The organism is Arthrospira sp. PCC 9901 (genome assembly GCF_059013425.1).
Genome location: NZ_CP102296.1, coordinates 434,537 through 461,299 on the forward strand (window position 1 = coordinate 434,537; position 26,763 = coordinate 461,299).

Annotated in this window: 18 protein-coding genes and 1 pseudogene; 7 read left to right on the top strand and 12 right to left on the bottom strand. The window is 43.9% G+C overall.

The window, feature by feature from the left end; genetic code table 11:
- Positions 1-136: 136 nt before the first annotated feature.
- From NLZ44_RS02095 to NLZ44_RS02115, 5 genes are all read right to left on the bottom strand, one after another.
- Entirely contained in the window at positions 137-1,210 is a 1,074-nt protein-coding gene (locus tag NLZ44_RS02095; protein ID WP_493751715.1) for a GmrSD restriction endonuclease domain-containing protein, read from the bottom strand.
- A 44-nt stretch (positions 1,211-1,254) separates the two neighbouring features.
- Positions 1,255-3,765, bottom strand: a complete 2,511-nt coding sequence (locus tag NLZ44_RS02100) for a sigma 54-interacting transcriptional regulator (RefSeq protein WP_493751716.1) — start codon at positions 3,763-3,765, stop codon at positions 1,255-1,257.
- A gap of 291 nt (positions 3,766-4,056) precedes the next feature.
- Complete coding sequence (locus NLZ44_RS02105; protein ID WP_493751717.1) at positions 4,057-5,955, bottom strand: ribonuclease J; 1,899 nt, start codon at positions 5,953-5,955, stop codon at positions 4,057-4,059.
- 150 nt (positions 5,956-6,105) lie between these two features.
- Positions 6,106-6,999, bottom strand: a complete 894-nt coding sequence (dapA, locus tag NLZ44_RS02110; protein WP_046318374.1) for a 4-hydroxy-tetrahydrodipicolinate synthase — start codon at positions 6,997-6,999, stop codon at positions 6,106-6,108.
- 69 nt (positions 7,000-7,068) lie between these two features.
- On the bottom strand, positions 7,069-8,085 hold the full coding sequence (locus NLZ44_RS02115; RefSeq protein ID WP_006623567.1) for an aspartate-semialdehyde dehydrogenase: 1,017 nt from the start codon (positions 8,083-8,085) through the stop codon (positions 7,069-7,071).
- 368 nt (positions 8,086-8,453) lie between these two features.
- Here NLZ44_RS02115 and tig point away from each other — a divergent pair, with 368 nt between their 5' ends.
- The 3 genes from tig (at position 8,454) to clpX (ending at position 12,127) form a co-directional block, all read left to right on the top strand.
- Positions 8,454-9,854: a trigger factor gene (tig, locus tag NLZ44_RS02120; protein ID WP_493751718.1), complete on the top strand. Its 1,401-nt coding sequence runs from the start codon at positions 8,454-8,456 to the stop codon at positions 9,852-9,854.
- Between the two features lie 203 nt (positions 9,855-10,057).
- On the top strand, positions 10,058-10,771 hold the full coding sequence (gene clpP, locus NLZ44_RS02125; protein WP_493751719.1) for an ATP-dependent Clp endopeptidase proteolytic subunit ClpP: 714 nt from the start codon (positions 10,058-10,060) through the stop codon (positions 10,769-10,771).
- Positions 10,772-10,783: 12 nt separating this feature from the next.
- Entirely contained in the window at positions 10,784-12,127 is a 1,344-nt protein-coding gene (clpX, locus tag NLZ44_RS02130; protein WP_493751720.1) for an ATP-dependent protease ATP-binding subunit ClpX, read from the top strand.
- Between the two features lie 10 nt (positions 12,128-12,137).
- Here the strand turns inward: clpX and NLZ44_RS02135 are convergent, their stop codons facing one another.
- Both NLZ44_RS02135 and NLZ44_RS02140 read right to left on the bottom strand, forming a co-directional pair.
- Entirely contained in the window at positions 12,138-13,253 is a 1,116-nt protein-coding gene (locus tag NLZ44_RS02135; RefSeq protein WP_493752934.1) for an RNA-guided endonuclease InsQ/TnpB family protein, read from the bottom strand.
- Positions 13,210-13,825, bottom strand: a pseudogene (locus tag NLZ44_RS02140) (IS607 family transposase). Before NLZ44_RS02140 ends, NLZ44_RS02135 begins: the two are co-directional and overlap by 44 nt.
- A gap of 480 nt (positions 13,826-14,305) precedes the next feature.
- On the opposite strand from NLZ44_RS02140, the gene NLZ44_RS02145 reads away from it, so the two are divergent.
- Positions 14,306-15,103 (top strand): hypothetical protein, encoded by a 798-nt coding sequence (locus NLZ44_RS02145; protein ID WP_493751721.1) that lies wholly within the window; start codon positions 14,306-14,308, stop codon positions 15,101-15,103.
- 91 nt (positions 15,104-15,194) lie between these two features.
- Here the strand turns inward: NLZ44_RS02145 and gyrB are convergent, their stop codons facing one another.
- Complete coding sequence (gene gyrB / locus NLZ44_RS02150) at positions 15,195-17,132, bottom strand: DNA topoisomerase (ATP-hydrolyzing) subunit B (RefSeq protein WP_008055288.1); 1,938 nt, start codon at positions 17,130-17,132, stop codon at positions 15,195-15,197.
- 121 nt (positions 17,133-17,253) lie between these two features.
- Here gyrB and miaA point away from each other — a divergent pair, with 121 nt between their 5' ends.
- Positions 17,254-18,219 (top strand): tRNA (adenosine(37)-N6)-dimethylallyltransferase MiaA, encoded by a 966-nt coding sequence (miaA, locus tag NLZ44_RS02155; RefSeq protein WP_493751722.1) that lies wholly within the window; start codon positions 17,254-17,256, stop codon positions 18,217-18,219.
- A gap of 165 nt (positions 18,220-18,384) precedes the next feature.
- Here miaA and NLZ44_RS02160 read toward each other — a convergent pair whose 3' ends face one another.
- The 4 genes from NLZ44_RS02160 to NLZ44_RS02175 form a co-directional block, all read right to left on the bottom strand.
- The gene (locus NLZ44_RS02160) at positions 18,385-18,834 is read right to left on the bottom strand and encodes a hypothetical protein (protein WP_493751723.1); all 450 of its coding nucleotides are present in this window, start codon (positions 18,832-18,834) and stop codon (positions 18,385-18,387) included.
- A 186-nt stretch (positions 18,835-19,020) separates the two neighbouring features.
- Positions 19,021-19,278, bottom strand: a complete 258-nt coding sequence (locus tag NLZ44_RS02165) for a hypothetical protein (protein ID WP_493751724.1) — start codon at positions 19,276-19,278, stop codon at positions 19,021-19,023.
- A gap of 470 nt (positions 19,279-19,748) precedes the next feature.
- The gene (locus NLZ44_RS02170) at positions 19,749-21,995 is read right to left on the bottom strand and encodes an FUSC family protein (RefSeq protein WP_493751725.1); all 2,247 of its coding nucleotides are present in this window, start codon (positions 21,993-21,995) and stop codon (positions 19,749-19,751) included.
- On the bottom strand, positions 21,979-25,008 hold the full coding sequence (locus NLZ44_RS02175) for an EAL domain-containing protein (protein ID WP_493751726.1): 3,030 nt from the start codon (positions 25,006-25,008) through the stop codon (positions 21,979-21,981). The genes NLZ44_RS02170 and NLZ44_RS02175 overlap by 17 nt, the downstream gene beginning before the upstream one ends.
- Before the next feature lie 184 nt (positions 25,009-25,192).
- Here NLZ44_RS02175 and NLZ44_RS02180 point away from each other — a divergent pair, with 184 nt between their 5' ends.
- Entirely contained in the window at positions 25,193-25,870 is a 678-nt protein-coding gene (locus NLZ44_RS02180) for an ABC transporter ATP-binding protein (protein ID WP_111891599.1), read from the top strand.
- Positions 25,860-26,666 (top strand): ABC transporter permease, encoded by an 807-nt coding sequence (locus NLZ44_RS02185; protein WP_493751727.1) that lies wholly within the window; start codon positions 25,860-25,862, stop codon positions 26,664-26,666. The genes NLZ44_RS02180 and NLZ44_RS02185 overlap by 11 nt, the downstream gene beginning before the upstream one ends.
- Positions 26,667-26,763: the final 97 nt, after the last annotated feature.

Genomic DNA, 26,763 nt, shown 5'->3' on the forward strand with positions numbered 1-26,763 from the left:
TGATTAATCATCCCATAATGATCACATTTTAAACAGATTTACCCTCACACAATTCCTCAAGCATATCAACAAGTTTAACTGCATTTTGATAATATACTCTAATTATTACTGCTGTTTATAACGCATTTTACATTTTTCATTGTACATTTTCAAAAGCATTGATAGCTTGACTGAGGCGACTTTGCACAATAGATTTCTCAGTAGTACGCGAACTATTGACAGTTACATCTAGGAAATTTTGACTCTTTAAAAGATGTTGATAATTAGTATTGAGTGATTCTTTATCATTAATCAACCCTTTTTCTAATCGACGAGCTAAACCCACCATAATACAGTCAAAAACTGCTGCATTAATCTGATTTTTCGGTTTAAAAGCTCGACCTCCCCAAACTTCATAAGCAGTTTCAATAGTGCGAATAAAAACCAGTTGGATTGCTGATTTATCATACTTCTTCAAATAGCGATTTTGACCCAGAAACTGATTTAAAAAGCCTTTCATAGGTTTTTGATAGTTATCACCCTCAAAATAGAGAGCCAGAAAACGCAAAATCATTTCCTGATCTCGCATACGTTTATCAGGTTTTGGGGAACCATATATATCTCGCCAACACTGATGATAATTAAGTTCTGCTAATAAATTATTAAACTCTCCGTGATAGATACAGGCGCGAATTTCTTGAGGTTTTAATTGTTGACCACCGGTATTAAGTCGCTCAAAAATATAGTAAATACTGCTATTATCATCTGAGGGTTCATCCTGTTTAACAATGGTAGCAGGTATAATTGAATCATCGAGTCTACGTCTATCCTCTTCTGACAGAGTTTGATAAGTTAATCCGTCAAACTCATCAGCGACTTTGGTTAAGTAAAATTCCCTTTGATTAGGTTCAAAAACCCCATCATAAAAATATTGAATAGTCTTTAACCTTTGTTGACCATCAATAACTAGAAGTTTTTGAGTATCTTGTTCTTTAGCGAGAAAAATTCCCGGTACTGGTAGACCCAATAATAGGGACTCAATAAAACGAGATGCTTCTCTATGGTCCCAGACATATCCTCGTTGAAATTGTGGTACATATATGCTGCCATTTTTCATCCGTTTAACTAAACTATCAACCGGATAATCAGCACCATAACTGGTTATTGAATACTTAAAGGTAAGTAGTTCTTCATCACTATCTTCTAAATTTTGGGGTGCGGTTTTTGGCATATATAATTAGTTAGATATTGGGTGTAGTAGAAGTTATTACTATGCTAAAATCCTACAACGATTTTCCATGAGATGAAACCTAAAATAATGGTGGCTAAATGTTGAGGTAATAAGGTTTTGATAGGTTGGCGGGCAATTTTTTGTGTGAGTAAAATGGCGATTAATATCCCGGATAATAAGGTGGTTCCCTGTAAAAACTCAATGACGGCTGGATGAGCAACCCAAACAGGGAGACTGGAACCATCTAAGCCAAAAGTAGCAAGGGTAACTGGTAAAATTCTGCCACCTTCTGCTAACCCTAGCCGTAGATAATGAGCCAAATTAATGGCTAACACAAAGGGAAGTAAACCATAAGCTAACTCGATAAATTTACGAGGCTTTCTTGGGGAAATTAAACGATAAATCAGATAAGCGAAACCGGGAATTATAGCAGGTAAAGCTAAGACTACGGTTGACAGGCTTAAATGTATCCAGAAATTATCTAAATTTAGGCTAAAATTAAAATACTGTTGTAGTTGGGGTAAATGATGCAAAAATACGGCATTTAATAATAAAAATAGCAAAGCTACTTCATAGGTGCGAGGTATATGAGTAGTCCATAATTCAATTCCTGGGGGTCGCAAATTGACCTCGACTGAACGATGAGGACAGGCTTTTAAACAGGTCATACACAATACGCAATCTCGATTCTCTTCTAATTGTGCTGGGTGAGAATATAAAGGACATCCGGCTGTTTCCATTCCTTCGCCTTTTTGGGGTCCTCCTTTATAGCATTGGTAGGTGTTGCATTCGGCTGAACAGGTTCCCTGCTGTGCGCGTAATTCGGTGATGGCTAATTTGGCAAACATCCCATTCATACCGCCAATGGGACAGAGATAACGACACCAAAAACGCCTTTCAAAAATAGCTGAAAAAATCATGGCTCCGGCGGTAATTAGTAGCAATAAACAAGCTGATAAATAGGCGGTATTTGGTAAATCCCACAATTCTTCCCAGAGTAAAATTAGGGTGAATAAACCGAATAAAAACCACCCTCCCCACTTTTCGGCTGACTGTCTCGGCCATTTTTTTAATTGACGCGGAAACAGCCAGAGAGATAGTTTTTGGGTGATTTCTCCGTAAATCATAAAGGGACAAACTGCACACCATACGCGACCTAAAAATGGGAAAATTAACAAAATTAATGGCCACCACCAGGCCCAAAATAGGTTGAGAGCGAAATTTTGCGATCGCGTTTGAGGACCGAGGAATAAAATCGCCACGACGGCGGCAAAAACAGCTACAGTAAAGCCATAATTAATCCGATCCGGCCACCAGGGACTTCTGAGAAATTTGCGGAATTTCGGATAGGTATTTAATAAATTAACTCGGAATTGCTGCTTTTTAGTTTGAGACGGCCAAATAATTTCTTCGGTGATTTCTGTACAGCCTTGAAGTTGAACGATCGCTCTTTCTACGAGGTTTCGTAATTCCCGCAAATTATTGGGAAAATCATAAGCTTGTAGTCGTCGCAAGGCTTCCGGGGTCATCTGGACTCGGTTAATACCTTTATTCCGACAAATCAGGCTAATATTATAATTAACCCAATCGCCAATATCAGATTTTCTTACCCTCAAAGGTGGCACTTTAATCACGGTTTCGACTAAGGTTTCAATCTTAGCGACCATCTTTTCTGATATAATGATTATCCGAGCTTGAGAAACTTTAGCATTGACGGTTTCAGCGGCCCCTTTACTGACCGGAATATAAGTTCCTAGTTCTAATAAATTTGAGATGGCGGGGATTAATTCTGGGGGTAATTCTTGGATATTATTAAATATTAAAGTTCCCTTTCCCAAGGCTTCAATTAACCCAGATTTTCCCCCTGTCCGTCCGAATAAATCTGCGCCACTGGTTTGGAGTTTAGAACAATTTACTTGAATTACTGGTTCTCGGCGGTCATCAGACCCAAAATGAATCAAAGCTGCTAAGTTGTCTTTTTCGATTCCTGGTTCCCCAAAAATTAGGACGGATTTACGATTTTTAGAAGCCTCTTTAATTTGCGATCGCAACCTCACCGCATAACGACTTTTTCCGACAATTCCCCGCCGCGCTCTCGGAATTAAATAGGGTTGTAAAATGGCTAACCTTTCCTGCTCATAAACCAATTGAGCGGAAAGTTCCTCTACTTCTTCGGCTAGTTGCTGAGAAAAGGCTTGATTGATTTCTGGATAGGCTTCTACCAACTTTTGCAAGTCTCCAGCCTTCATCACCCAAAATTGACAATCTGTCCGGGTAATTAATGTTTGTTGAACTGGATTATTTAACAGTAACGATTGCAGATTAATAGCCATTCCTGGTAAATACTGATCGGCCTTGGGTGCGTCTGAGTTTTCCAAATCACCCGATCGCAAAATATAAAGCCGATCTGGGGAAGTTCCTTTAGTCACCACGACGGTATTTATAGGAATGGTGCGTTCTTCCAGTTGAGGTGCGATCGCCTGTAATATTTCATCATCCAGGAGGCTCAGTGCAGTTCTTTCCTGCAACCATTGCACCAGATCAGTTTGATTCACGCTTTCCCCCTGGATAACTTTCACCGAAAAAGTTACCCTACATTATAACACAGATTAAGACAGAATCCATAATTCAGACAAAATCATGTCAACTAATACGCCTATTTTATCTCTGTTAGTTCCCCTCGCATTACTAGGGTTAATTATTCTGACTGCCGTATTTTTCAGCCAGCAAAAAAACTAACACACTTGAGAGTCTGACGGTTAAGCAAAGCCGGAGCGGGATAGCAGCGACCAGTGTTAAATCTGAAACTGCTAAACCCGCTCACTTATGGCAACTTTTCCAGTCAATTAGGAAGCGACACGAGCGGCTGTGCGAGGTCTTCTGCGTCCGGTAGCTGGCTGAGGAGTTTCCGTAGTAGAAGAAGCGGTAGAATCAGGACTTTCTTCGGGAGTTTGCATTAACACCACTAACAGAGGATTGCTTTGTAACTCACGCCGCAACAAACGAGCGATCGCTCTTTCAATCTCGGTGCGTACCCCCACCCAATCAATTTGATTACCTTCGCCATTACCAAAGGAGCGGCTAAACTCAGACCAGCGATCGCTTAAAGTCGCCTCAATCACCTTAACAATCTGTTGTTTAAAGGTAGCCTGATCAGCAGTCATCACCACCCCTTTCAGGTGAGTTTCAGGAATAGCCAAAAGTTTACCCTCATCACTAACAGCGACCGCTACAGTAATTAAGCCATCTTCAGCCAACTGTTGGCGTTCTTTCAGGACATCATCACGCACAAACCCAGTGCGGGAGGAATCGACCGGCTCAATACCAGAAGGAACTTTACCACCAACGCGAATGGAATTTTCGGTCAACTCCACCACATCACCGTTATTGATAATCACCATATTTTCCCGTGGAATACCCATACTTTGAGCGGTTTTGCTGTGTTGTACTAACATCCGATGTTCACCATGTACAGGAACAAAAAACTTAGGACGAGTCAACGCCAACATCAGTTTATGGTCTTCCTGACAACCATGACCGGAAACATGAATACCATGATGGCGGCCATAAACCACATTAGCACCCTGCATCATCAACTTATCAATAGTATTGACAACCGCAATGGTATTTCCGGGAATTGGGTTAGCAGAAAAGATAATTGTATCCCCTTGTTTAATGCTAATTTGTCGGTGAGCGCCATTAGCAATTCTGGTCATCGCCGCCAAGGGTTCACCCTGGGAACCTGTGGTTAAAATCAACACTTTTTCGTCAGGTAAACTGCGAATAGCATTGAGAGGAATAAACAGATTATCAGGACATTTTATATAACCTAAATTCCGAGAATGAGCGATGACATTTAACATCGATCGCCCTACCACAGCCACAGAGCGCCCTAATTTTTGAGCAATACTCAGAATAATATTTACCCGGTGAACGGACGAAGCGAAAGTCGTCACCAACACCCGTCCAGAAGCGGTCGCAATAATTCTTTCCAGATTCGGATAAACGGAAGCCTCCGAGGGAGTAAACCCAGGCACTTCCGCGTTAGTCGAATCACTCAGCAGACAGTGAACCCCTTTTTCCCCATATTCAGCCAACCGCTGAAAATCGAAAAATTCGCCATCAACGGGGGTATGATCCACCTTAAAGTCTCCCGTGTGGATAACTACTCCCACTGGGGTATTAATTGCTACGGTAAAACTATCAGCGATTGAGTGAGTATTGCGGATATATTCCACCAGGAAGTTTTTGCCAATACGCACTATATCGCGAGGTCTTACTGTTCTTAATTCAGTGCGATCGCTCACCCCCGCCTCTTCTAGTTTACCATGAAGCAGAGCCATGGCTAATCTCGGACCATAAATCACGGGAATATCAAACTGTTTCAGGTGAAAAGCAATCCCACCGATATGGTCTTCGTGACCGTGGGTGACAATCATACCCTTAATTTTATCCCGATTTTCCCGCAGGTAGGTGACATCTGGTAAAACTATATTTACCCCGTGCATTCCATCGGTCGGGAAGGCTAAACCAGCATCTAGGATGATGATTTCATCTTCATACTCAAATACACAGGTATTTTTGCCAATTTCGTGGAGTCCACCCAGGGGAATTATTTTCAATTTCGGATAGTTATCTTCCGGGGTTTGTTCCCGGTTTTTGGGTAAATTATCCAACTTTTTGGTAATTTTCACTGACCTAGCAGAAGGTCTAGTTCTGGTGTAAGATTTGCCGTTGCTTGACATAATGATACCTCATTAATTACTTAGTTTTCCATGGTTGATTTTTCCCGGTTTCAACAACCTTTTATAAGTATCAATTGACTAGCAATCAACACCTAGGAATCATCACAGCTATTCAATTGTCTGAAACTCAGATTTAGATTTTTCTTTGATTTACCGAGTTTCAATCAAACCCAATTCTCCCAAAACTCCCTTGACCTTTTCAATCACTTCCGGGGATGGTTCACACATAGGAGACCGACTCAGACCCACATTCCAGCCCAACAATTTCAGAGCCGCTTTAATCGGAATAGGATTAGTAGTGATAAACAACGTTTTAAACAAACTGAAGAGTTTGATATGAATTTCCGTTGCTTCCTGCACCCGACCCGCTTCAAACATCTGGATCATATCTTGAATTTGCTTCCCTACCAGGTGACTCGCTACGCTCACCACCCCAGTCCCGCCCACTGCTAACAGTGGCAAAGTCAGGGAATCATCCCCAGAATATATCTGAAACTCTTTAGGTGTCAACTGCCTAATTTGACTAGCTTGGTCTAGGCTGCCACTAGCCTCTTTAATAGCCACAATATTAGGAACCGATGCCAAACGTGCCACGGTTTCGGGCTGGAGATTTTGTCCGGTACGCCCAGGAATATTATATAACACAATCGGCAAATCTGCACAAGCTGAGGCGATCGCCAAAAAGTGTTGATACAATCCCTCCTGGGGAGGCTTATTGTAATAGGGAACCACCTGCAAAGAACCATCTACCCCCAGTTTAGCTGCTTTCTGAGTGGCGGCGATCGCCTCCTGGGTAGAATTCGACCCTGTACCAGCAATCACCTTAGCCTTACCCGCCACAGCCTGCTGAACCACCTTAAACAACTCATGTTCTTCATCCCAAGTCAGAGTCGGAGACTCTCCAGTGGTTCCACACACAACCAGAGTATCACTGCCATTAGCCGCCAAGTGAGCCGCCAGCCGCTCTGCTTCTGCATAGTTAATGCTACCATCTTCCCAAAACGGCGTTACCATTGCCGTCATTACTCTGCCAAAACTTACCATTTCTTTTGTGTCAATTGTGCCGTATAGTTAGCCGTCTTGTTCTCAGTTATTCCACCCCACACGGGGGACTTACAGAAGGTCTTTACTTACCAATAATTCAGCAATTTGGACTGCATTTAAAGCCGCTCCCTTGCGAACTTGATCGCCACACAGCCATAATTCCAACCCACAGGGGTGAGAAAGATCCTGGCGGATACGACCCACCAAAACCGGATCGCAGCCCGTTGCATCAATAGGCATTGGGAAATAATTAGCCTGCCAGTCTTCCACCAACTTTACCCCTGGGGCTTGACTCAGGACATCCCGCGCCTTAGCCACATCAAAAGGCTGCTCAAACTCTAAGTTAATCGCCTCGGAGTGGGCACGGAGTACGGGAACCCGTACACAAGTCGCGGAAACTCTCAACTTGTCATCACCAAAAATTTTCCGCGTCTCATTAATCATTTTCATCTCTTCCTCACAATAGCCTAAATCATTGATAGGCGAGTTGTGGGGAAACAGATTAAAAGCCAAGGGGTAGGGGAATATTTCCGCCTGGGGAGTTTCTCCCTGTAAAATCGCCCTGGCTTGGGTTTTCACCTCCTCCATAGCCCTGGCTCCCGCACCACTAGCGGATTGATAAGTAGATACTACTATACGCCGCAGTGGTTGTACCTGATACAGGGGCCAAACTGCCACATTCATCAAAATAGTAGTGCAGTTAGGATTCGCAATAATCCCCTGATGATTAACTACTGCTTCTGGGTTCACTTCCGGCACCACCAAGGGAACTTGGGGGTCCATGCGGAAGGCACTGGAGTTGTCCACTACAACCGCCCCGGCTGCTACAGCTTTGTGAGCCCATTGCTTAGAAGTAGATCCTCCGGCGGAAGCCAATACCAAATCTACCCCATCAAAACTGCGATCGCCAACTGCTTCTACTGTCAGCTGCTCTCCTCCAAAACGGAGACTATTTCCCGCCGAACGGGGAGAAGCCAATAGCTTCAACTCTGACAGGGGAAAATCACGACTCAAAAGCAATTCCAGCAACTCGGTTCCCACGGCTCCGGTCGCGCCCAAAATAGCAACTCTATAGGATTTTGACAAATTGACTTCCTCCCTGGAACTTTAGACAATCGATCATCTGAGAATCAATCAGAAATTTTAATAATATATAAGGCTAATCAGTCTTGTATCTATACTAGAGGCTATTATATCGGTAACTGCGACAGTTGATGTGACGGTCAATAGCGATCGCTACCCATTTCGACCCATCTACTGATAGCATCAAATATTGGCTAGTCTATCAATTATAGTCCTCCAGAGTTAAAATCGTGGTACAGAAACAATGACACTACCATACCACGAACTGTCAGCATCTGGAAGCAAACAGTCTAGGCTTTAGGGCCAGACAGCAGTTTAGATAGCTCGCTTTCCTTAGTCCGCGCTTAAACAAGGTACATCAAAGGTACATCATGAAAGTAACCCAGGAAAAACTTCCCGCCAGCCAAGTTGGGCTGGATATCGAAATTTCTCCAGAAATCTCCAAAAAAGCCTATGAGAAGGTAATCAACCAATATGCTCGTTCTGCCAATATTCCTGGGTTCCGAAAAGGCAAAGTCCCCCGCCATATCCTAGTACAGCGACTAGGACCCTCTAGGATTAAAGCGGCCGCCCTCGATGATTTGATGCAGGAATATTTCCCCAAAATTGTTGAAGAAGAGAAAATCCCCGCTATTGGCAGTTTTGAAGTAATTGGCAATATTGAAGAACTGATCGAACAGTACGAACCTGGTCAACCCATCACCATCAAAGCGGCCGTAGATGTCGAACCAGAAGTTAAACTCAACAAGTACCAGGATTTTCAGGTCCAAGCTGAAGAGGTCAAATTTGATCCGCAGCAAGTTGATGAGATCCTCGAACGTGAACGGGTCAAAATGGCTACCTTAGTCCCGGTGGAAAACCGACCCGCTCAAAAAGGTGATACAGCCTATGTTGACTTTAAGGGATACTTTACCCCCACCGGAGCAACTGAACCCCAAGAAATTGAAGGGGGACAGGGCGATAACTACCAAGTGGAACTCACGGAAGGTCAGTTTATCCCTGGCTTTACCGAAGGCATTGAAGGCATGAGTCCTGGGGAAACTAAAGAGTTAAACATTGAGTTTCCGGCTGACTATGGTAAACCGGAATTGGCTGGATGTCCCGCTACTTTTAACATTACTCTACTGGAACTTAAAGAAAAAGAGTTGCCAGAGTTGGACGACGATTTTGCGGCTGAAGTCAGCGAGTTTGAGACTTTGGCAGAACTGCGGGAGTCCCTAGAAAAGCGTTTTCAGGAAGAAAAAGCTGAACAAACTACGGCGAATAAACACAAGGCTTTGGCTGAGGCTTTAGTGGCAGAAATGGAAGTGGAATTGCCGGAAACCCTCATTAGGGAAGAAGTAGACCGCCTCTTGACTCAGCAGGCTATGCAGTTGAGTAATATGGGCATTGACCTTAAACAACTGTTTAACAGTGAAACTGTACCACGGATGCGAGAACATCTGCGCCCTGATGCGATCGCTCAACTCAAGGAAACTTTGGCTATCAAAGAAGTCGCTAAACAACAGTCCATCACTGTCACCGAGTCGGAAATTCAAGCTAAGTCCGAAGAAATGATGGAGCAACTTAAAGGCCAAGAAGTGAACCTCGATCGCCTACGCATGGTGGTTACTGATGACCTGATTAGCCAAAAGACTTACCAATGGCTCGAAGAACATTCCACCATTGAATTAGTCCCTGAAGGTACTTTGACCCCAGAGGAAGAAGAACCAGAAGATTCAGAAGATTCAGAAGAAGTGGTCGTCGCTGAAGCTGAAGTCGTTACCGACTAGCTATTTGACCACCAGTGGGCTCAGGTGCCAAAATTCTGGAAAAGCGCTAATATGGAGTGGGGGAAAGAAAGGCGATCGCACTAATTTTCAGTCCGTTGCTCTGTTCTTCTCCCCCAACAATCACCTCGCGCCCGTCCCTAACATTTCCAATTAACTGTACATTAACCGTAAAACCACCATAAGATTAAATTACCATCCGCTTTATGATGATCTCTGAGTATTCCCGTGATTCCATTGGCAGCACCCGTAACAGCCACATAATTAGTGGTTCACAACCAGTTACTATTAACTCATCTGCAGCGGGTGTCATTCCCATGGTAGTTGAACAGTCGGGAATGGGAGAAAGGGCTTTTGACCTCTATTCCCGTCTACTACGCGATCGCATTATTTTTCTGGGAACACCCATTGACGATGAAGTAGCCAATGCCGTAAGCGCCCAAATGTTGTTTTTGGAATCAGAAGATCCCGAAAAAGATATCCAACTTTACATCAACTCCCCTGGCGGTTCAGTCACCGCAGGTATGGGAATTTACGACACCATGCAACAAATTCGCCCCGATGTGGTGACAATATGTTATGGATTAGCCGCCAGTATGGGCGCATTTCTCCTCGCTTCCGGTACCGCTGGGAAACGGATGTCCTTACCTAGCTCTCGCATTATGATTCACCAACCCCTCGGAGGCGCTCAAGGACAGGCAATAGACATAGAAATTCAAGCCAAAGAAATTCTCTATCACAAGCACACCCTGAATACACTCTTAGCCCAACATACCGGCCAACCCATAGATCGCATTAATGCTGATACCGAGAGAGACTTTTTTATGTCTGCCGCCGAAGCTCAAGAATATGGTCTAATAGATAATGTGATCCTAAAACAGAATCTTCCGGTTCCCGGAGAATCTGTTAGCGCAACATAAAACGAGGCAATTATGTCTAAGTACGACTCCCATTTGAAGTGTTCCTTCTGTGGCAAGTCCCAGGAGCAGGTTCGCAAGTTAATTGCAGGGCCAGGAGTCTACATCTGCGATGAATGCGTGGAACTGTGTAACGAAATTTTGGACGAGGAGCTATTTGACCCCAATTCAGCTCCTCCCACTCCCCAGGCTCCCCGCCCCCAAGCAGCCCCTAGCCCTAAACGTCGCAACACTCCCAGTCGAGTCGCCTTAAATCAAATTCCTAAACCGAGGGAAATTAAGGCCTACCTAGATCATCATGTCATTGGTCAGGATGATGCCAAAAAAGTCCTGTCAGTGGCTGTTTACAACCACTACAAGCGTCTAGGCTTTATCCCAGGTCATAGACAAGGTGATGATCAGATCGAACTGCAAAAATCCAATATTTTGCTAATTGGTCCCACTGGGTGCGGTAAAACTCTATTGGCGGAAACTCTCGCTAAAATGCTGGATGTTCCCTTTGCGGTCGCTGACGCTACCACCCTCACTGAGGCGGGTTATGTTGGGGAAGATGTAGAAAATATCCTCCTGCGACTCCTACAAGTCGCTGATTTTGATGTGGAAGAAGCCCAGCGCGGCATTGTCTATATCGATGAAATTGATAAAATTGCCCGTAAGAGCGAAAACCCCTCCATTACTAGAGATGTATCGGGTGAAGGTGTCCAGCAAGCGTTATTAAAAATGCTGGAGGGAACTACTGCTAATGTTCCTCCCCAAGGGGGTCGTAAGCATCCTTATCAAGATTGCATTCAAATTGATACTAGCAACATCCTATTTATTTGCGGCGGCGCTTTTGTAGGGCTGGAGAAAATTATTGAGCAAAGAAGCGGTAAAAAGTCTATGGGCTTTGTCCACTCCGGCCAAGAAGTCACCCCAGACAAAGACAAAAAAGATGCAGAAGCTCTCAAAGGTATCGAGCCTAATGATTTGGTTAAGTTTGGCTTAATTCCAGAGTTGATCGGTCGTATTCCTATGGTGGCAGTTCTCGATCCTCTGGATGAGAAAACTTTGATGTCAATTCTCACGGAACCCCGCAGCGCTTTGGTTAAACAATATCAAAAATTGCTGCGTATGGATAATGTGCATCTGGAGTTTGAAGCTGACGCTATTCGGGCGATCGCTCAAGAAGCCTTCCGCCGTAAAACTGGCGCTCGTGCTTTGCGCGGTATCGTGGAAGAGTTGATGCTAGACGTTATGTATGAGCTGCCTTCCCGTAAAGATGTTAAACGATGTATGGTTACTCAGGAAATGGTTGAAAAGCGATCGACTGCTGAATTGCTCGTCCATCCTTCCTCATTGCCTAAGCCCGAATCCGCTTAATCTGATACATTTACGCGACATTTATCCGGCTATTGCCGGACAATGCGACGATAGCACTATTACCCGTTAAGGTAACAGAGGCGGTATCCCGCAAAGCTTTTAGAAAGATTCCAAAAGCACCGTTCCAGTCCCGTGGTAGAGTGAACCCACACTCAGGACATCGGAACACTTTTGAGCCACCTAGCTGGGAATGCACATGACCACAGTGAGTACAGGTTTTGCTGGTGTATTCTTCCGTCACATCTACAACTGTGGTTCCAGTTATTTCCCCTTGATGCCTCAGGGTTAGTTTGAATCGATAATGCGCCCATGTCAGCATGGCGCGGGCAGTCTTAGACCTGATTAGACGCTTCACCTGACTGGCCATATCGGAAGTCTCGAAGGTGGGCAAAAAAATTAGGCTGTAGTTGTGAGTCAAGTAGTGAGCAATTTGTTTGTGGGCTTCATCAACTAGATTGCGGATTTTGGTTCTCATTCGTTGAGCCGCTTGCCTCATCCGTCGCCTCCTTGAACGACAGGGTTCCTTGGCGATTCGGCTCATCAAATCATCCAAATGTTGACATAGCCTAGTAATGCGTCCTATATCCCCGGAGCCAAATTCCAGAAACCGAGAGCCATCAAACCCGGTCATAAAAGTTCGGACGCCCGGGTCTAATGCAATTACGCCATTCGCTTCAGTTGGGGTAACGGCAACTGGTTCAGGGAAAATCGCCAACCATCGACCTTTGGTAAACACCAACTGAGTCCCTTGCCCGCAAGTTTTAGGGATGGGTTCGGAAACCATGAAAGTTAATCCTTTCGTGAGTCTTGGATACCAACTCCCTGAAGAGAAATTAGTATTATTGAACTTAATCCCTTGAGAACTATCCCGACAGCTCCTAAACCTTGCGCCAGGACTGGCGGTCAAAGCCTGATAGGCATCAAAGATGGCATTTTGCCGAATGTGGCAGGGTGTTTCTTTGACCCATTCGGGTAAGTCACTCTGCATCACTTCGTTGCGTAATTTCAGTTTGCTTAGTCGTTTACCACTCCTAGATAATGCAATTGCTTGGTTGTAGCAATACCGACAAGCAGCCAGCCATTTACGCCAGACTTGATTTAGCTCCGGGCTGGGGTAAATCCGGATCTTCTTTGACCTGAGTTTGGTATTTACTCCGTCCGTATAATCGGGAACTGAAGCAGTGGAGGATGGCGAGGATGTCCTCAACCATTTCTGGTTCTGGACTGAGACTTGTCTCGTTGAGAACCATGAGTGAGCACCTGTTTTGCTCACAGAGCCATCGAAACCAGTCAAATCCCCATATTGCCAATCGGTCTGGGTGGGCAACGACAACCATGCCGACATCTCCTGACAAGACTTGTCCCAGTAAGGCCGAGCATTTTCTTTCCCTTTCCCTTGAAGTTGAGCCCGCCTCCGATTTCTGAGACGACTTCTGCTTCGGGGTAGAGGTTGGACAGTGCGGCCACCTGTCGGTTGAGGTCGGACTGCTGGGCGCGGCTACTAACTCTGGCATAGATAACGACTTTGCGTTTGTCACTGCCTGATTTGGCAGCAGTATATCACTCAACGTTGTATCGTCGTTGCCCAGCGGGGGTTCTGATGGTCTCGATTGAGCCATTTTTGTCCCATCTGCGGAGTATTCTTTCATGGACTCCAAGGATTTGAGCCGCTTCCTTGGGTTTGACATATCTGGCAATAGGTTTATCCTCAACCCTTCTCGCTTCTTATACCATATTGCCCTAAAATATTAACCTAATTTGAGATTAAATCATGCTCTCTCTCTGGTTTAAGGAAGATCCAAAAATGAGTTCTTTAATCTAACTCCCATTGGCTTCCTTACAGAGGGCTACCTAATTACTGTTAAGAATTGTTACGATTTTATTGATAATTACTGGCAAAAGGTTGACGAAATTATAGGGGTTGTAGTACCATATAAGAAATAGCACCCAATGGCTTACTGTGTCTAATGCCAAAAATAGAGGCTAAAACCCCCATTGCGTCGCCAACTTGATAATTTTCTGACCAGATTTTAAAACTGGCGATGCACGATTTTTCAGTAATTTAGGGTCTTTCCAAATTTACCATCTTGACAAAAAACCCAATTTGTGCATAGACTCAGACAGCCATAATCCCCAAAATTGACTTAGCACTCCCCAAACCTATAATTTTTAACACTGATGAATATTAACTACCTTGATAGTTTACGGGACGAAATATTACAGGCAGTTGATGGGTATGACTCAAATACAAATCCGGTATTTCATGAAACCATGAGAAAGCATTTTCCGGGAAGTTTACCCATGAAAGATTATATAAAAAAGACCTATATTGAACTAAAAAATTATGGATTTGACACAGGAAAAACCATTGGTATGGTCGCCATTTGTCGGGATGAAATCACAGATGTTTTAATGGATGAAGTCATCAAATATTGGGGTAAAACCTTCAATTGTTGTAGTTTAGCAGGCTTTGTAATGATGGGTAAAACTGGCTTGGCGGCGGCAACAGATCACACTCCCATTTGTGATGGTATTCGGCGATTTACATTTTATGCAATGCCACATATTGCCATTTCTAAAAATGGAGAAATCGGCAAAGTTTATCGGTCGGGAATAGATAAGGCTTCCCATGCTTGTGGTGCTTTAGAAGCAATTGTTAAGGAGTTAGAATCTGGTTATCTGCAATTAATGACGGATATGCAGGATATTGAGCAATCTATCATCCGTCAAAAAATCATTTCGGCGCTTAAATATGGGGATAAACCTAATCTAGTAGAAATGACTCAGTTGGCTAGTAAAATTATTTCAGAAGATGTAGAAAAGTTGTTATCTCCGGTGGATAATTTCGTGTTTAATTATGGGGTTATGACGGGGATTCAGATTCACGGCCCGATGGATACTCATTGGATTTATCCCCAGGATTTTTATCTAGTTAGTTCTCAGTTACCAGGAGGCAAGAAAAACCTATTTTTGTAGGTTGATAGCAGCTAACCCACGGGTGAACTGGAAAGAACTGATGCGATCGCTTTGAAAAACTCAGCACATCAGTTCTCAGGCGGCGGGAAAATTAGATATCCAAATCAGTGATATCCAAACGAGGAGCATGATCCTCGATAAACTGGCGACGAGGCGCAACCCGATCGCCCATTAACACGGTAAAGATGTGGTCAGCCTCCGCCGCATCCTCAATTTCCACCCGTTTAATGCTGCGAGTTTCCGGGTTCATCGTTGTGTCCCAGAGTTGATTCGGCATCATTTCCCCCAACCCTTTAAAGCGTTGGATGGTGTAATTAGCATTATCGGGGAACTCCGCCAATTGTTGCTGCAATTGTTGCTCATTATAGCAATAGTAGTGATTGCGTCCCCGTTCCACCTTATAAAGAGGCGGACAGGCGATATAAATAAAACCCTGAGCAACCAACTCTCGCTGATAGCGATAGAAAAAGGTTAACAGCAAAGTCCGAATATGAGCGCCATCAACATCAGCATCAGTCATAATGATCACTTTGTGATAGCGCAACTGAGACGGGTCAAACTCCTCCCCCTTAATACCCAATCCCAAAGCGGTAATTAGTGATTGAATCTCATTATTTTTGTAGATTTTCGCATCATCGGTTTTCTCAATGTTCAGAATCTTACCACGCAGGGGTAAAATCGCCTGAGTACGGCGATCGCGTCCTTGTTTAGCGCTACCACCCGCACTATCTCCCTCAACCAAAAAGATTTCCGACTCTTCCGGGTCACGGCTGCTACAGTCTGCCAACTTTCCTGGTAACGGAGAAGATTCTAACACAGATTTGCGGCGCACCAAATCCCGCGCGCGCCGTGCTGCTTCCGCCGCCTTAAAAGCCTGAATAGCCTTCTCTAAAATGGCATCAGCCACATTAGGGTTAAAATCCAGAAACTCAGTCAGAACCTCGCCGACCAGGGAATCGACAATTCCGCGAACTTCGGTATTTCCCAGCTTGGTTTTGGTTTGTCCCTCAAATTCCGGGTCAGGAACCTTAACAGAAATCACCCCAGTCAAACCTTCCCGGACATTTTCCCCCCCCAGGTTAGGCTCATTATCTTTAATCTTATTACGCTTACGGGCGATCGCATTCATGGTGCGAGTCAGAACAGTTTTCAGTCCTTCCAAATGGGTACCACCATCAACGGTGCGGATATTGTTAGCAAAACCCAAAATCGTGTCGCTGTAGGCATCAACACACCACTGTAGAGCCACTTCCACCTGAACATTATTGCGTTCACCAGACACATAAATAGTATCTTCGTGGAGAGCCTGCTTTTCCCGGTTCATGTAGGTAACATATTCCTTAATGCCCCCCTCGTAACAGTAACTCTCAACCTTAGCCTCTTCCCGTTTGAGTAACTCCAGCCTGTTATCGGTGAGAGTAATGCGTACTCCTGCATTCAGATAAGCCAGTTCCCTTAAACGGCTGGCAATGGTATCATATTCAAACTCTATCCCCGTGGTGAAAATCTTGGTATCGGGTTTAAAGCAGACAGAAGTTCCCGTTTGGGTTTCTTTGCTAGAGTGTTCCTCTAGTTCTGTGACCGGAACCCCTCGCTCGTAGCGTTGAACGTATCGTTTGTGGTCTCGTAATACTGTTACTTCCACCCATTCTGATAAAGCGTTCACAACGGAGATACCCACCCCGTGTAAGCCGCCTGATACCTTATAGCCACCGCCGCCGAACTTTCCTCCTGCATGGAGAACAGTCATTACGGTTTCTAGGGCTGATCTGCCAGTTTTGGAGTGGGTGTCAATGGGGATACCTCGACCATCGTCAGTTACTCTGACGGAGTTATCTGGGTTGATCTCAACTTCGATGTGCGTGCAATAGCCAGCTAACGCCTCATCAACGGAGTTATCAACAACCTCATAAACTAAGTGGTGAAGGCCGCGTGGTCCGGTAGAACCAATATACATCCCCGGACGTTTGCGGACTGCTTCAAGACCTTCAAGAACTTGGATCTGGTCTGCTGAGTACGTGCTGGTCATCTAAAAACTGCTCCAATAATGGCGCTGAAGCCCAGGGGCTTCAAAAATGAGAAATATAGCCAAAATTGTAACACAAAAGGGTTATAGACGAGATGAGGGCAGGCTAAATTAAAGTTTGGATATGGGATATACCAATCATACAATCGACGATGGTCAACTTTTCACTCCTCCAACTGGGGTGATTGTGGTTTGTGGCGCGACGGCTACGGGAAAATCGGGTTTGGGGTTAACTTTGGCTAAACGCCTGGAAACGGTGATTCTCAGTGCGGACTCACGCCAAGTATACCGGGAGTTTGACATCGGAACTGCTAAACCTACTTTAGCAGAAAGGGAACAAGTCCCCCATTATCTGATTGATATCTGCGATCCGACGGAAACCCTAACTCTCGCAGATTATCAGGATCGGGCTAATCAGTTAATTGGCCAATCCCATATATTAGCGCCACGGGGTAAGCCTTTACTTCTGGTGGGAGGAACTGGGTTATATATTAAGGCGATCGCCGCTGGTTTGAAAATTCCCAGAGTTCCACCACATCCCCAATTGCGATCGCAACTCACGGCTTTGGGTCAACCTTTCGCATACAGCCTTTTACAGCAAGTTGATCCTGTCGCCGCCCAAAAAATTCACCCTAATGATGCTGTACGCACCCTCAGAGGCTTAGAAGTTTATTATGTCACGGGACAAACCATCTCAGCCCAACAAGGAGAAAACCCCCCTAATTACCCGATTTTGCAGTTGGGTCTAACCTGTCAAGACCCACTTACCCTCACCCGTCGCATCTGCGATCGCACCGAGGCTATGATAGAATCTGGCTTGGTGGCGGAAGTGCAACGTTTAGGCGATCGCTACGGTAAAGATTTACCCCTATTGAAAACTTTAGGCTATCAAGAGATTAGCCAATACCTAGCTGGCGATATTACCCTCGCCGCCGCCAAAGAATTGACAGTTTTGCATACTCGCCAATTTGCTAAACGACAAAACACCTGGTTTAAGGCTATTCCTCAAATTCACTGGTTTGATGCTGATAGTACCAACTTAATAGACCAAGTTTGGGAAACTATTAACCGTTTTTTAACTTATCATTAACCTATAGAGATTAAAGCCCCTCACTCACCCTAACTTGAGGATAAATGAGGAGTAACTTGGAAAACAAGGAGAGAATTACATCACCCTCCAATTGTATCACAAGTGATTGAGTTTTAGTGGCGGACAAACAGATTCACTAGGCTATAAGTATTTTAGCCCACTATATTAGCTATCCGCCGCATCAGAAACATCCTCAATAGTCCGTTGTGCGGACTTTTTAGCCTCTCCCACCTTTTCCTTAACCACATCAGTAGCATCTTCTAATTGTCGTTTGGCTTCCTTAGTCATATCTCCACCTTCCTGCTTAACTACATCAGCAGCATCTTCTAATTGTCGTTTGGCTTCCTTAGTCATATCTCCACCTTCTTCTTTAACTACACCCGCAGCCTCTTCCACCTTAGTCTGTACTTCTGTGGCTAGGTCTTCAAGTTCCTGACGAAAATCACTCAAGTTTTCCGCTACATCTTCCTGATACTCACCCGCTTCCGAATTATCGTAACTAGCAGTTTCAGTGTTGCTACAAGCTGCTGTCACCAATAGTAAAGTCACCGCCATTAACACCGTCACCAAATGACCCAATCTCAGAGACTTCATAAAATCAGACAATCGTTTCATCAAAAAACTCCTTAAATTAACTGCAATTGTAGACACAAAATAAATTTATCTATCATTTATTATCACAAATTATGGGCTATTTGGTATCTATCATAAGGTATAAATCTGGTGATTTTCCCGGTATTTATACCCGCGATTTTTCTGATACCTGGCTGGACAATATAACTATGTCAACCCCTCCCGTAGCTATAGCGATCGCGATGATAATTGAGAAACGGCGTGATACATACCCTGTAGATAATCTGCCATTTCCTCTATTTCTAAAGCCACAATACTATAGTCCAGTAAAACTTGACGGGTGGGGGTTTCATCTTCGCGGTTCGCCAATTCGATTAAGCGTTTTTGTTGTAGACCCTTGAGGTAAAGCTGAAACTGTTGCGATCGCCTAACTGTATGTATCGGGAATAGGGGGGAAGGTTTTTTGTGGTAGACCCTTGAGGTCAACCTGAAACTATTGCGATGGCGTAACTGTATGTATCGGGAATAGGGGGGAAGGTTTTTTGTGGTAGACCCTTGAGGTCAACCTGAAACTATTGCGATCGCCTAACTGTATGTATCGGGAATAGGGGGGAAGGTTTTTTGTGGTAGACCCTTGAGGTCAACCTGAAACTATTGCGATGGCGTAACTGTATTGGGAATAGGGGGGAGGGGTTTTTGTGGTAGACCCTTGGGGTCAACCTGAAACTATTGCGATGGCGTAACTGTATTGGGAATAGGGGGGAGGGGTTTTTGTGGTAGACCCTTGGGGTCAACCTGAAACTATTGCGATGGCGTAACTGTATTGGGAATAGGGGGGAGGGGTTTTTGTGGTAGATCCTTGGGGTCAACCTGAAACTATTGCGATGGCGTAACTGTATCGGGAATAGTTTCTGATACCTGGCTGGACAATATAACTATGTCCACCCCTCCCATAGCTATAGCGATCGCGATGATAATTGAGAAACGGCGTGATACATACCCTGTAGATAATCTGCCATTTCCTCTATTTCTAAAGCCACAATACTATAGTCCAGTAAAACTTGACGGGTGGGGGTTTCATCTTCGCGGTTAGCAAATTCGATTAAGCGTTTTTGTTGTAGACCCTTGAGGTAAAGCTGAAACTGTTGCGATGGCGTAACTGTATCGGGAATAGGGGGGAGAGGACTTTGAGATTTTAGGGAAGTTTCCAATTGTGACAACCCCAAATCAATGCGACTGACAAAGGTTTCTAATTCTGGGTGAGGGTCTGTACCACTAAAATCATTTAATTGGTCAATTAGAACAGTGATAGCGCGACTGAACCGAGTTAAGTTAGTCATCAGAGTTAAAGCTATTTCAATTTGGAGTTGGGAAGTTTGCGGGTCATCAATGAGTTTTTGTAGAGAAATTTGGGCGTTAAATTGAGCGAGTCTATTCTGGTGGCGCTGTTTATTGATAGCCTGATAATCGGGAGATTTATTAGACAAGTAAGACATCATGACTATCTGGAAATAATCCCGACTACAGGTAATAGCATTAGTGGCTAGTCTCCAGAATTGTTGTTCCTGGCGATCGCGAAATAGAAAGAATGCAGCCATAAAAGCTAACCCAGAACCAATTAAAGTAGCAATCACTCGCAGAGTCGCGATCCAAGCATTCTCAAAAGTTCGGCTTTGTTCGAGAGTTACAGCATATACAGTAATCAAAAAAACGGCTACTCCATAGTTAAACCTGAGTAAGGAGAAAGCCACGGAAACGGACACAATAGCAATGGCTTCTAAGCCTGCTTGGGTGTAAATAAACACAGTTAATACAGGGGTGATTAACGCACCCAAAACTGTGCCTAAAATTCGTTGAAAAAAGCGGCGAAATGTGCTACCAAAATCATGCTGTAAAACCAATAATACAGTTAAACTAATCCAGAAGCCTCTGGGGATAGATTCAATAGTAGCGATCGCCACTGCTACTGATGTAGCAATAGCTAGTCGGAGTCCATGACGGAAGATAGCAGAATCGAAACTGAAGTTATCTAACAAAGGTTGAAACCAGGATTGATCACCTTTTTCTAACAATATAGTTATTTCGGATAATTCCGAGTTATTTTCTGCCGGAATAGTAGTGGGTTTCATTTCCTCGACGACTAAATAGGTTCTTTCCAGTAGAGAAATCAACCTATTTAAGCCTTCGACTAACCGGACAAGAGAAATTAAACTCACATAAGCATCTACCTGATTACCAATAGTTTGACGTTGAAAAGATTGTTGTTCATCTAGGGCTTGGGTAATTTGTTTGAGACGATCACAGTTGAATTTAGCTGGTTGATTGCGGATTTTTTGGACTAAATTTTCCAGGTTAATGACTATTTCTTTAAAAGCCTCATTTAACAAGATTTTAACGGTGATATTTTCCGGCTTGTCTCGATGGATTCCCGATAACTTAATTAAGGTAGAGATAGCGGTCATCAAGTATTCAATATCTTGAATCAAGATGACTGCAGCTTGTCCGATTTCGGAAGTACCTCGGCGACCTTGGCGGTTGATGACTAAAGCATCTTTAGCCAGTTGTAGTTTTTCTCGCCATCCTTTAACTTGCTGTAATTCGGAGACAGATAGACTGGTAGAATTACTTAAAACTACTTGTATATAATCAGCGATCGCCGCATAACAGTCAGCTATGGCTTTTTTGAGGGGGAGATAAGGTTGTAGGGGCCAAAAAATGAACCATAAAGCGATCGCCCAAATTCCTCCCACCAAACCAATCAACATCCTTTCTCCGGCTACTATGATATCTCCTGGGGGAGTATGAATAGTAAACAGAAATAAAATCCCCGCCACAATTCCCGTCATTACCCCAGGATGTCCGTAAACTGCAGCATATCCTACCGCAAACATCCACAAAAAGGTCATCAGTAATTTTAGCCAAATAATATGGGATACCAAAGTTCCCAAACCAATAGCTAAAAGACCTGCTAACAGGGTAGCGATCGCTGTTTTTGCCCGAATTTTATAAGGGCCACCAACCGCACCCAAAATAAAAAATACTCCTGTCAAACCTATATAAAATCCCGTCTCTGGATAACCCATTAACCGACCGATTACTAGGGGAAATGCTAAAGCTATACCCGCGCGAATACCTCGGTATGCTTCGATGGTCTTTTCAAATTTCAGCAGAAAATTAAACAGGTGATTATTTGCTAAATTCATCGGAATATTTACTCTCAGGAATACACAAGAATTTGTGAGATAATAACTCCGTGATGTCACTAGCCGGAATAGGTCGAGAAAATAAATAACCTTGGGCGGCTTCACAACCGAGTTTTTTCAACCAGTAGAATTGTTCGGGTGTTTCCACACCTTCAGCAATTACATGAAGTTTCAGTAATTTACTTAAAGCTATAATGGATTTGGCAATCACCTGGTGGCGGTCACTAAAATTGGCGGGACTGATAAAAGAACGGTCAATTTTGAGACTGTTAACTGGTAACTGATGCAAATAGCTAAGGGAAGAATAACCTGTGCCAAAATCATCAATACTTAAACCAATACCTTTGGCTTGAATTTGGTTGAGTAAATCACAGGTTTTGTCAATATTAGCCACTAGCATACTCTCGGTAATTTCCAGGACTAAGCTATTCTGGTTCAGATTATAAGTATTTAGCACTTCGTCAAGTTGTTCTAGTAAAAAAATATCTAATTGTTTAACGGAAAGATTGACACTCATCTTTAAACAATGGTGGGGGAATTGATTTTCCCACTCGGCTAATTGTTGACAAGCTGTGTGTAATAACCATCTTCCTATGGGTATGATTAAACCAGTGTTTTCGGCAATGTCAATAAAGTGACCAGGAGCTAAAAGACCCCTTTCAGGATGCTGCCAACGTACCAGTGCTTCTAATCCCTGAATCCTCTGGTTTTTGATATTTACAATAGGTTGATAATATAAAACTAACTGATTGTTTTCTATGGCTTTTCGTAGGTCATTTTCTAGGTGCATTTGTTGGACAGCTTGGAAGTGCATCAGCGGGTCAAAGATAGCATATCTCCCCCGTCCTTCATGTTTGGCTCGATACATGGCTAAATCGGCATCCCTGAGTAAATCTTCGGCTTTTTCGTGGCGGTTTGTCCGCACAACTATGCCAATACTACTATTCACAAATACGTCTCTTTCCCCTACTTGTAAAGGTGACGATCGCAGACTTTCTAAAATTCGTTCCGCTACCCTTATCGCCTCATGTGTCGCCTCTAAATCTTCTAAGACAATCACAAATTCATCCCCTCCTAAACGCGCTAATAAATCAGTGTCTCTGACTAGATTTTGGATGATTTTTGCCACTAATGACAGCATTTTATCGCCAATTAAATGACCTAAGCTATCATTGACAACCTTGAAATTATCTAAATCTAAAAACAGGATGGCTAACTGCAAATTAGGATTATTTTTAGCTCGCTTTAAAGCCATGTCTAAGCGCGCCATTAGGTGATTCCGGTTGGGAAGTCCGGTTAAGCCATCATGGAGGGCATCATATTTTAACTGTTCTTCTGCTTGAATGCGATCGCTAACATCCCTAGATGTACTCTGTAAATGTCTCACCTCTCCCCGGTGATCTACAATTACTTTGGTGAGAGTTTCTAACCAGATATATTTGCCATTTTTTTTGCGGATTCGATAAATTATTGGACGTGATATTCCCGGGACAATACTCAGGGAAGATTCCAGAAATACCGGATATAATTGGTCTGGTTGTAAAATATCAGTGGGTTTTTTGCCAATCAATTCTTCTGGGGTATATCCTAGCAATATTTCACTGGAGGGAGTCACATATAAATAACTGCCATCAGCGGCGTGTAAACATACTAAATCGCTCATATTTTCGGTGACTAAACGCAGGCGTTCTTCACTTTCACACAAGGCAATTTCTATCTGTTTGCGATCGCTCATATCCATAATTAGTGTATCCCATATAACATCCCCATTATCTTGGCGCTTGGGCTGTCCTGCTGATTGCAACCATTTGAATTTTCCCGAAGGAGTAATAATCCGCCATTGCCAAAACCAGGGTTTCATAGTATTAGCTGAAATCACCACAGATTGATACATTAACTCTCGATCATCTGGATGCACCATATCCCACAAAATCTTAGCATCTTTAACCACAGTTTCGGCACTCACTTCCCACAATTCATAGCAGCCTTCACTCATATATAAAACCTGATCAGAACCATCTGGGTGCAGCACATACTCAAAAATTGCTCCCGGTACATTCGCCGCCATATTCTGAAAGCGCTGTTCACTTTGCATCAGCGCTTTTTCTACTAAATTACGGCGCTTAATTTCTACATCCAATAAACGATTCCATACCACCAAAACTACTACACCCACTAGCGGTATATATATCCCTAATTTGATTAAGATTTCCTTCATGTGTTGCCAGCCAAACTTTGCCGGTGGTTGTAGCCAACGCTTATGGGCTTCATAATAAGCAGAATTGGCATCCCTTTTCATCTCGAATATTTGTTGGTCAATAGCTGCTAAAATACCAGAATTTTCACCTGGTGCTGTGACAAAATGTAGTCGGGAAGGGTTAATTAAAATATGGGTTCTGGTCAAATTATAGACCGATGCAGCCTCCCAAGCATAGAGGTGATTTACTACACCCGCATCAACTTCTCCATTGGCAACCAGCTCAAAAATCTCCTGAAAACTAGAGACTTCCACCCATTCCGGTTGAATGGCAAAAGCCTCAGCCTTTTCTATCAATAATGACTGTTGAATACTTCCAGCTAATACAGCTACTCGTTTTTGGTCTAAATCCAGAATCGAATTAATCGAAATTCCGGCTCTCTTATACACCTCTGACCAACTCACGAGGACAACTTCTTGGTTAAAGTTAAAACGGCGATCGCGTTCTTCTGAGTGAGCCACATCTACCATTAAATCAAGTTGTCCTTCCTCCAGTAATTCTAGGCATTGATTCCACTCACAGGGGATATACTGCAACTGCCAATTTTGCTTCCTTGCTATAGGGTTAAGTAAATCTACCCAGAATCCCGCAGGTTTACCAGTTTCATCAATAAAAATCTTGGGTTTATTTTCATATCTCCCCACGCGAACTAGATTCTCTGTAGTTGTAGCCGGGGCAGCATACACCCCTAACTGCATAGATATAATTAAGCAACTACTAAATGCTGCGACAAAATTCATTTTCTGGTGATTCATTTTAATTCAGTCTATCATATAATAGATAGTAGCAACCCCATCCAAAATCTGCCCAATCTTCTGCCTAGAGACCAATGGTTGACAGTTTACCCATCCCCAGGAATAATTAATCACTATCAATTACCTCTGGTTACATCTGTTGAACCCAACAGTTAGCCAGAGACAACCTTGTTGGTGTTGAGCAATGGCAATTCTGGAAGCCATCAAAATCGGCTGTCAAAAAATACAACCTTCCCAAACCACAGAGCAAGCAGCCAGGTGGCTATGGCGTGATTTATCGTTTAAACTAGAACCGGGCATACAATTAGGCTTAGTCGGTGCGACGGGAACCGGAAAAAGTTTATTATTGAGAGCGATCGCCTGCCTTGACCCCCTAGGGGAAGGAGAAATCAGATATTTAGATCGCTCCCTGAGCGCCTGGAATTTGCCCCTGTACCGCTCACAAGTCATTTACCTACATCAACGCCCCATCATGTTCGAGGGTAGCGTAGAAGCCAACCTAAAGGCAGTCTATCAACTGGCGGTTAACTCCCACCGTCGCTATGACCCTCACCGAGTCCGAGACCTACTCGAAACCTTCAACCGACACCCGGAGTTTCTCTACCAACCCGCCGCCAACCTATCAGGGGGAGAAAGTCAAATTGTGGCAATTATCCGATCGCTACAACTAGAACCCACCCTTTTATTATTAGACGAATGTACAGCATCTTTAGACCCGGACACCACCCAAAAAGTGGAAAAGGCGATCGCCTCCTGGTTGGCGGCGAACCCTCAACGCGCTTGTATTTGGACTGGCCACGACCCCCAGCAAATTCAACGAGTTACCAATCAACAACTTATCCTTTCTGAATATGTCGGATGATTACCTTTCCCTCAGTTATGGACAACTAGGCGCATCAGTTTTATTAATTATCATCAACGTCGCCCTATCCGTACAATTACGCCTAGGCTTAGAACGCTCCCTCGCCATAGCCTCACTGCGTTGCGTAGTACAATTATTGTTGGTGGGCTATATCTTAGAATGGTTATTCGCTCTGGATAACCCCTGGGTAGTATTAGCGATCGCCCTATTAATGGCAGCCATAGCCGGAATATCAGCAGTAAACCGAACATCGCGCCGTTTTGCGGGAATCTATTGGCGGAGTTTACTGTCAGTATTAGTATCAGCCCTTTTAATCACCAACCTATCAGTCATCGGCATCATTCAAGTACAACCTTGGTACAATCCCCAATATTTAATCCCTCTGTTGGGAATGATCCTCGGAAACACATTAAACGGAATTTCTTTAGGTTTAGACAGGTTTATGGAAGGAGTCGTCAGTAACCGTAATGGCATTGAAACCCTACTCGCCCTAGGTGCTACCAGGTGGGAAGCCAGCCATAAACAAATTCAGACCGCAGTCCGAACCGGGATGATACCCATCATTAACTCTATGATGGTTATGGGTGTAGTTAGTTTACCCGGTATGATGACTGGTCAAATTTTAGCCGGAGCCAGTCCCCTTGATGCTGTACGCTATCAGATTATCATTGTCTTTGCGATCGCCTCCGCCAGCGCCCTCGGAACTCTCGGAGTCGTCATACTAGCCTGGTTAGCCCTATTCAGTCCCAGTCACCAACTCCTAAGCGATCGCCTTGATCAGATCACCAAAAAATGAGCAGTTGTTATCATGGAACGACTATCACCACTTCTGAAATCTCCTAATTTTGTGTTACGTGAATAGACGATAGCTTGAAAGCCCTGTGGCTTTAGCC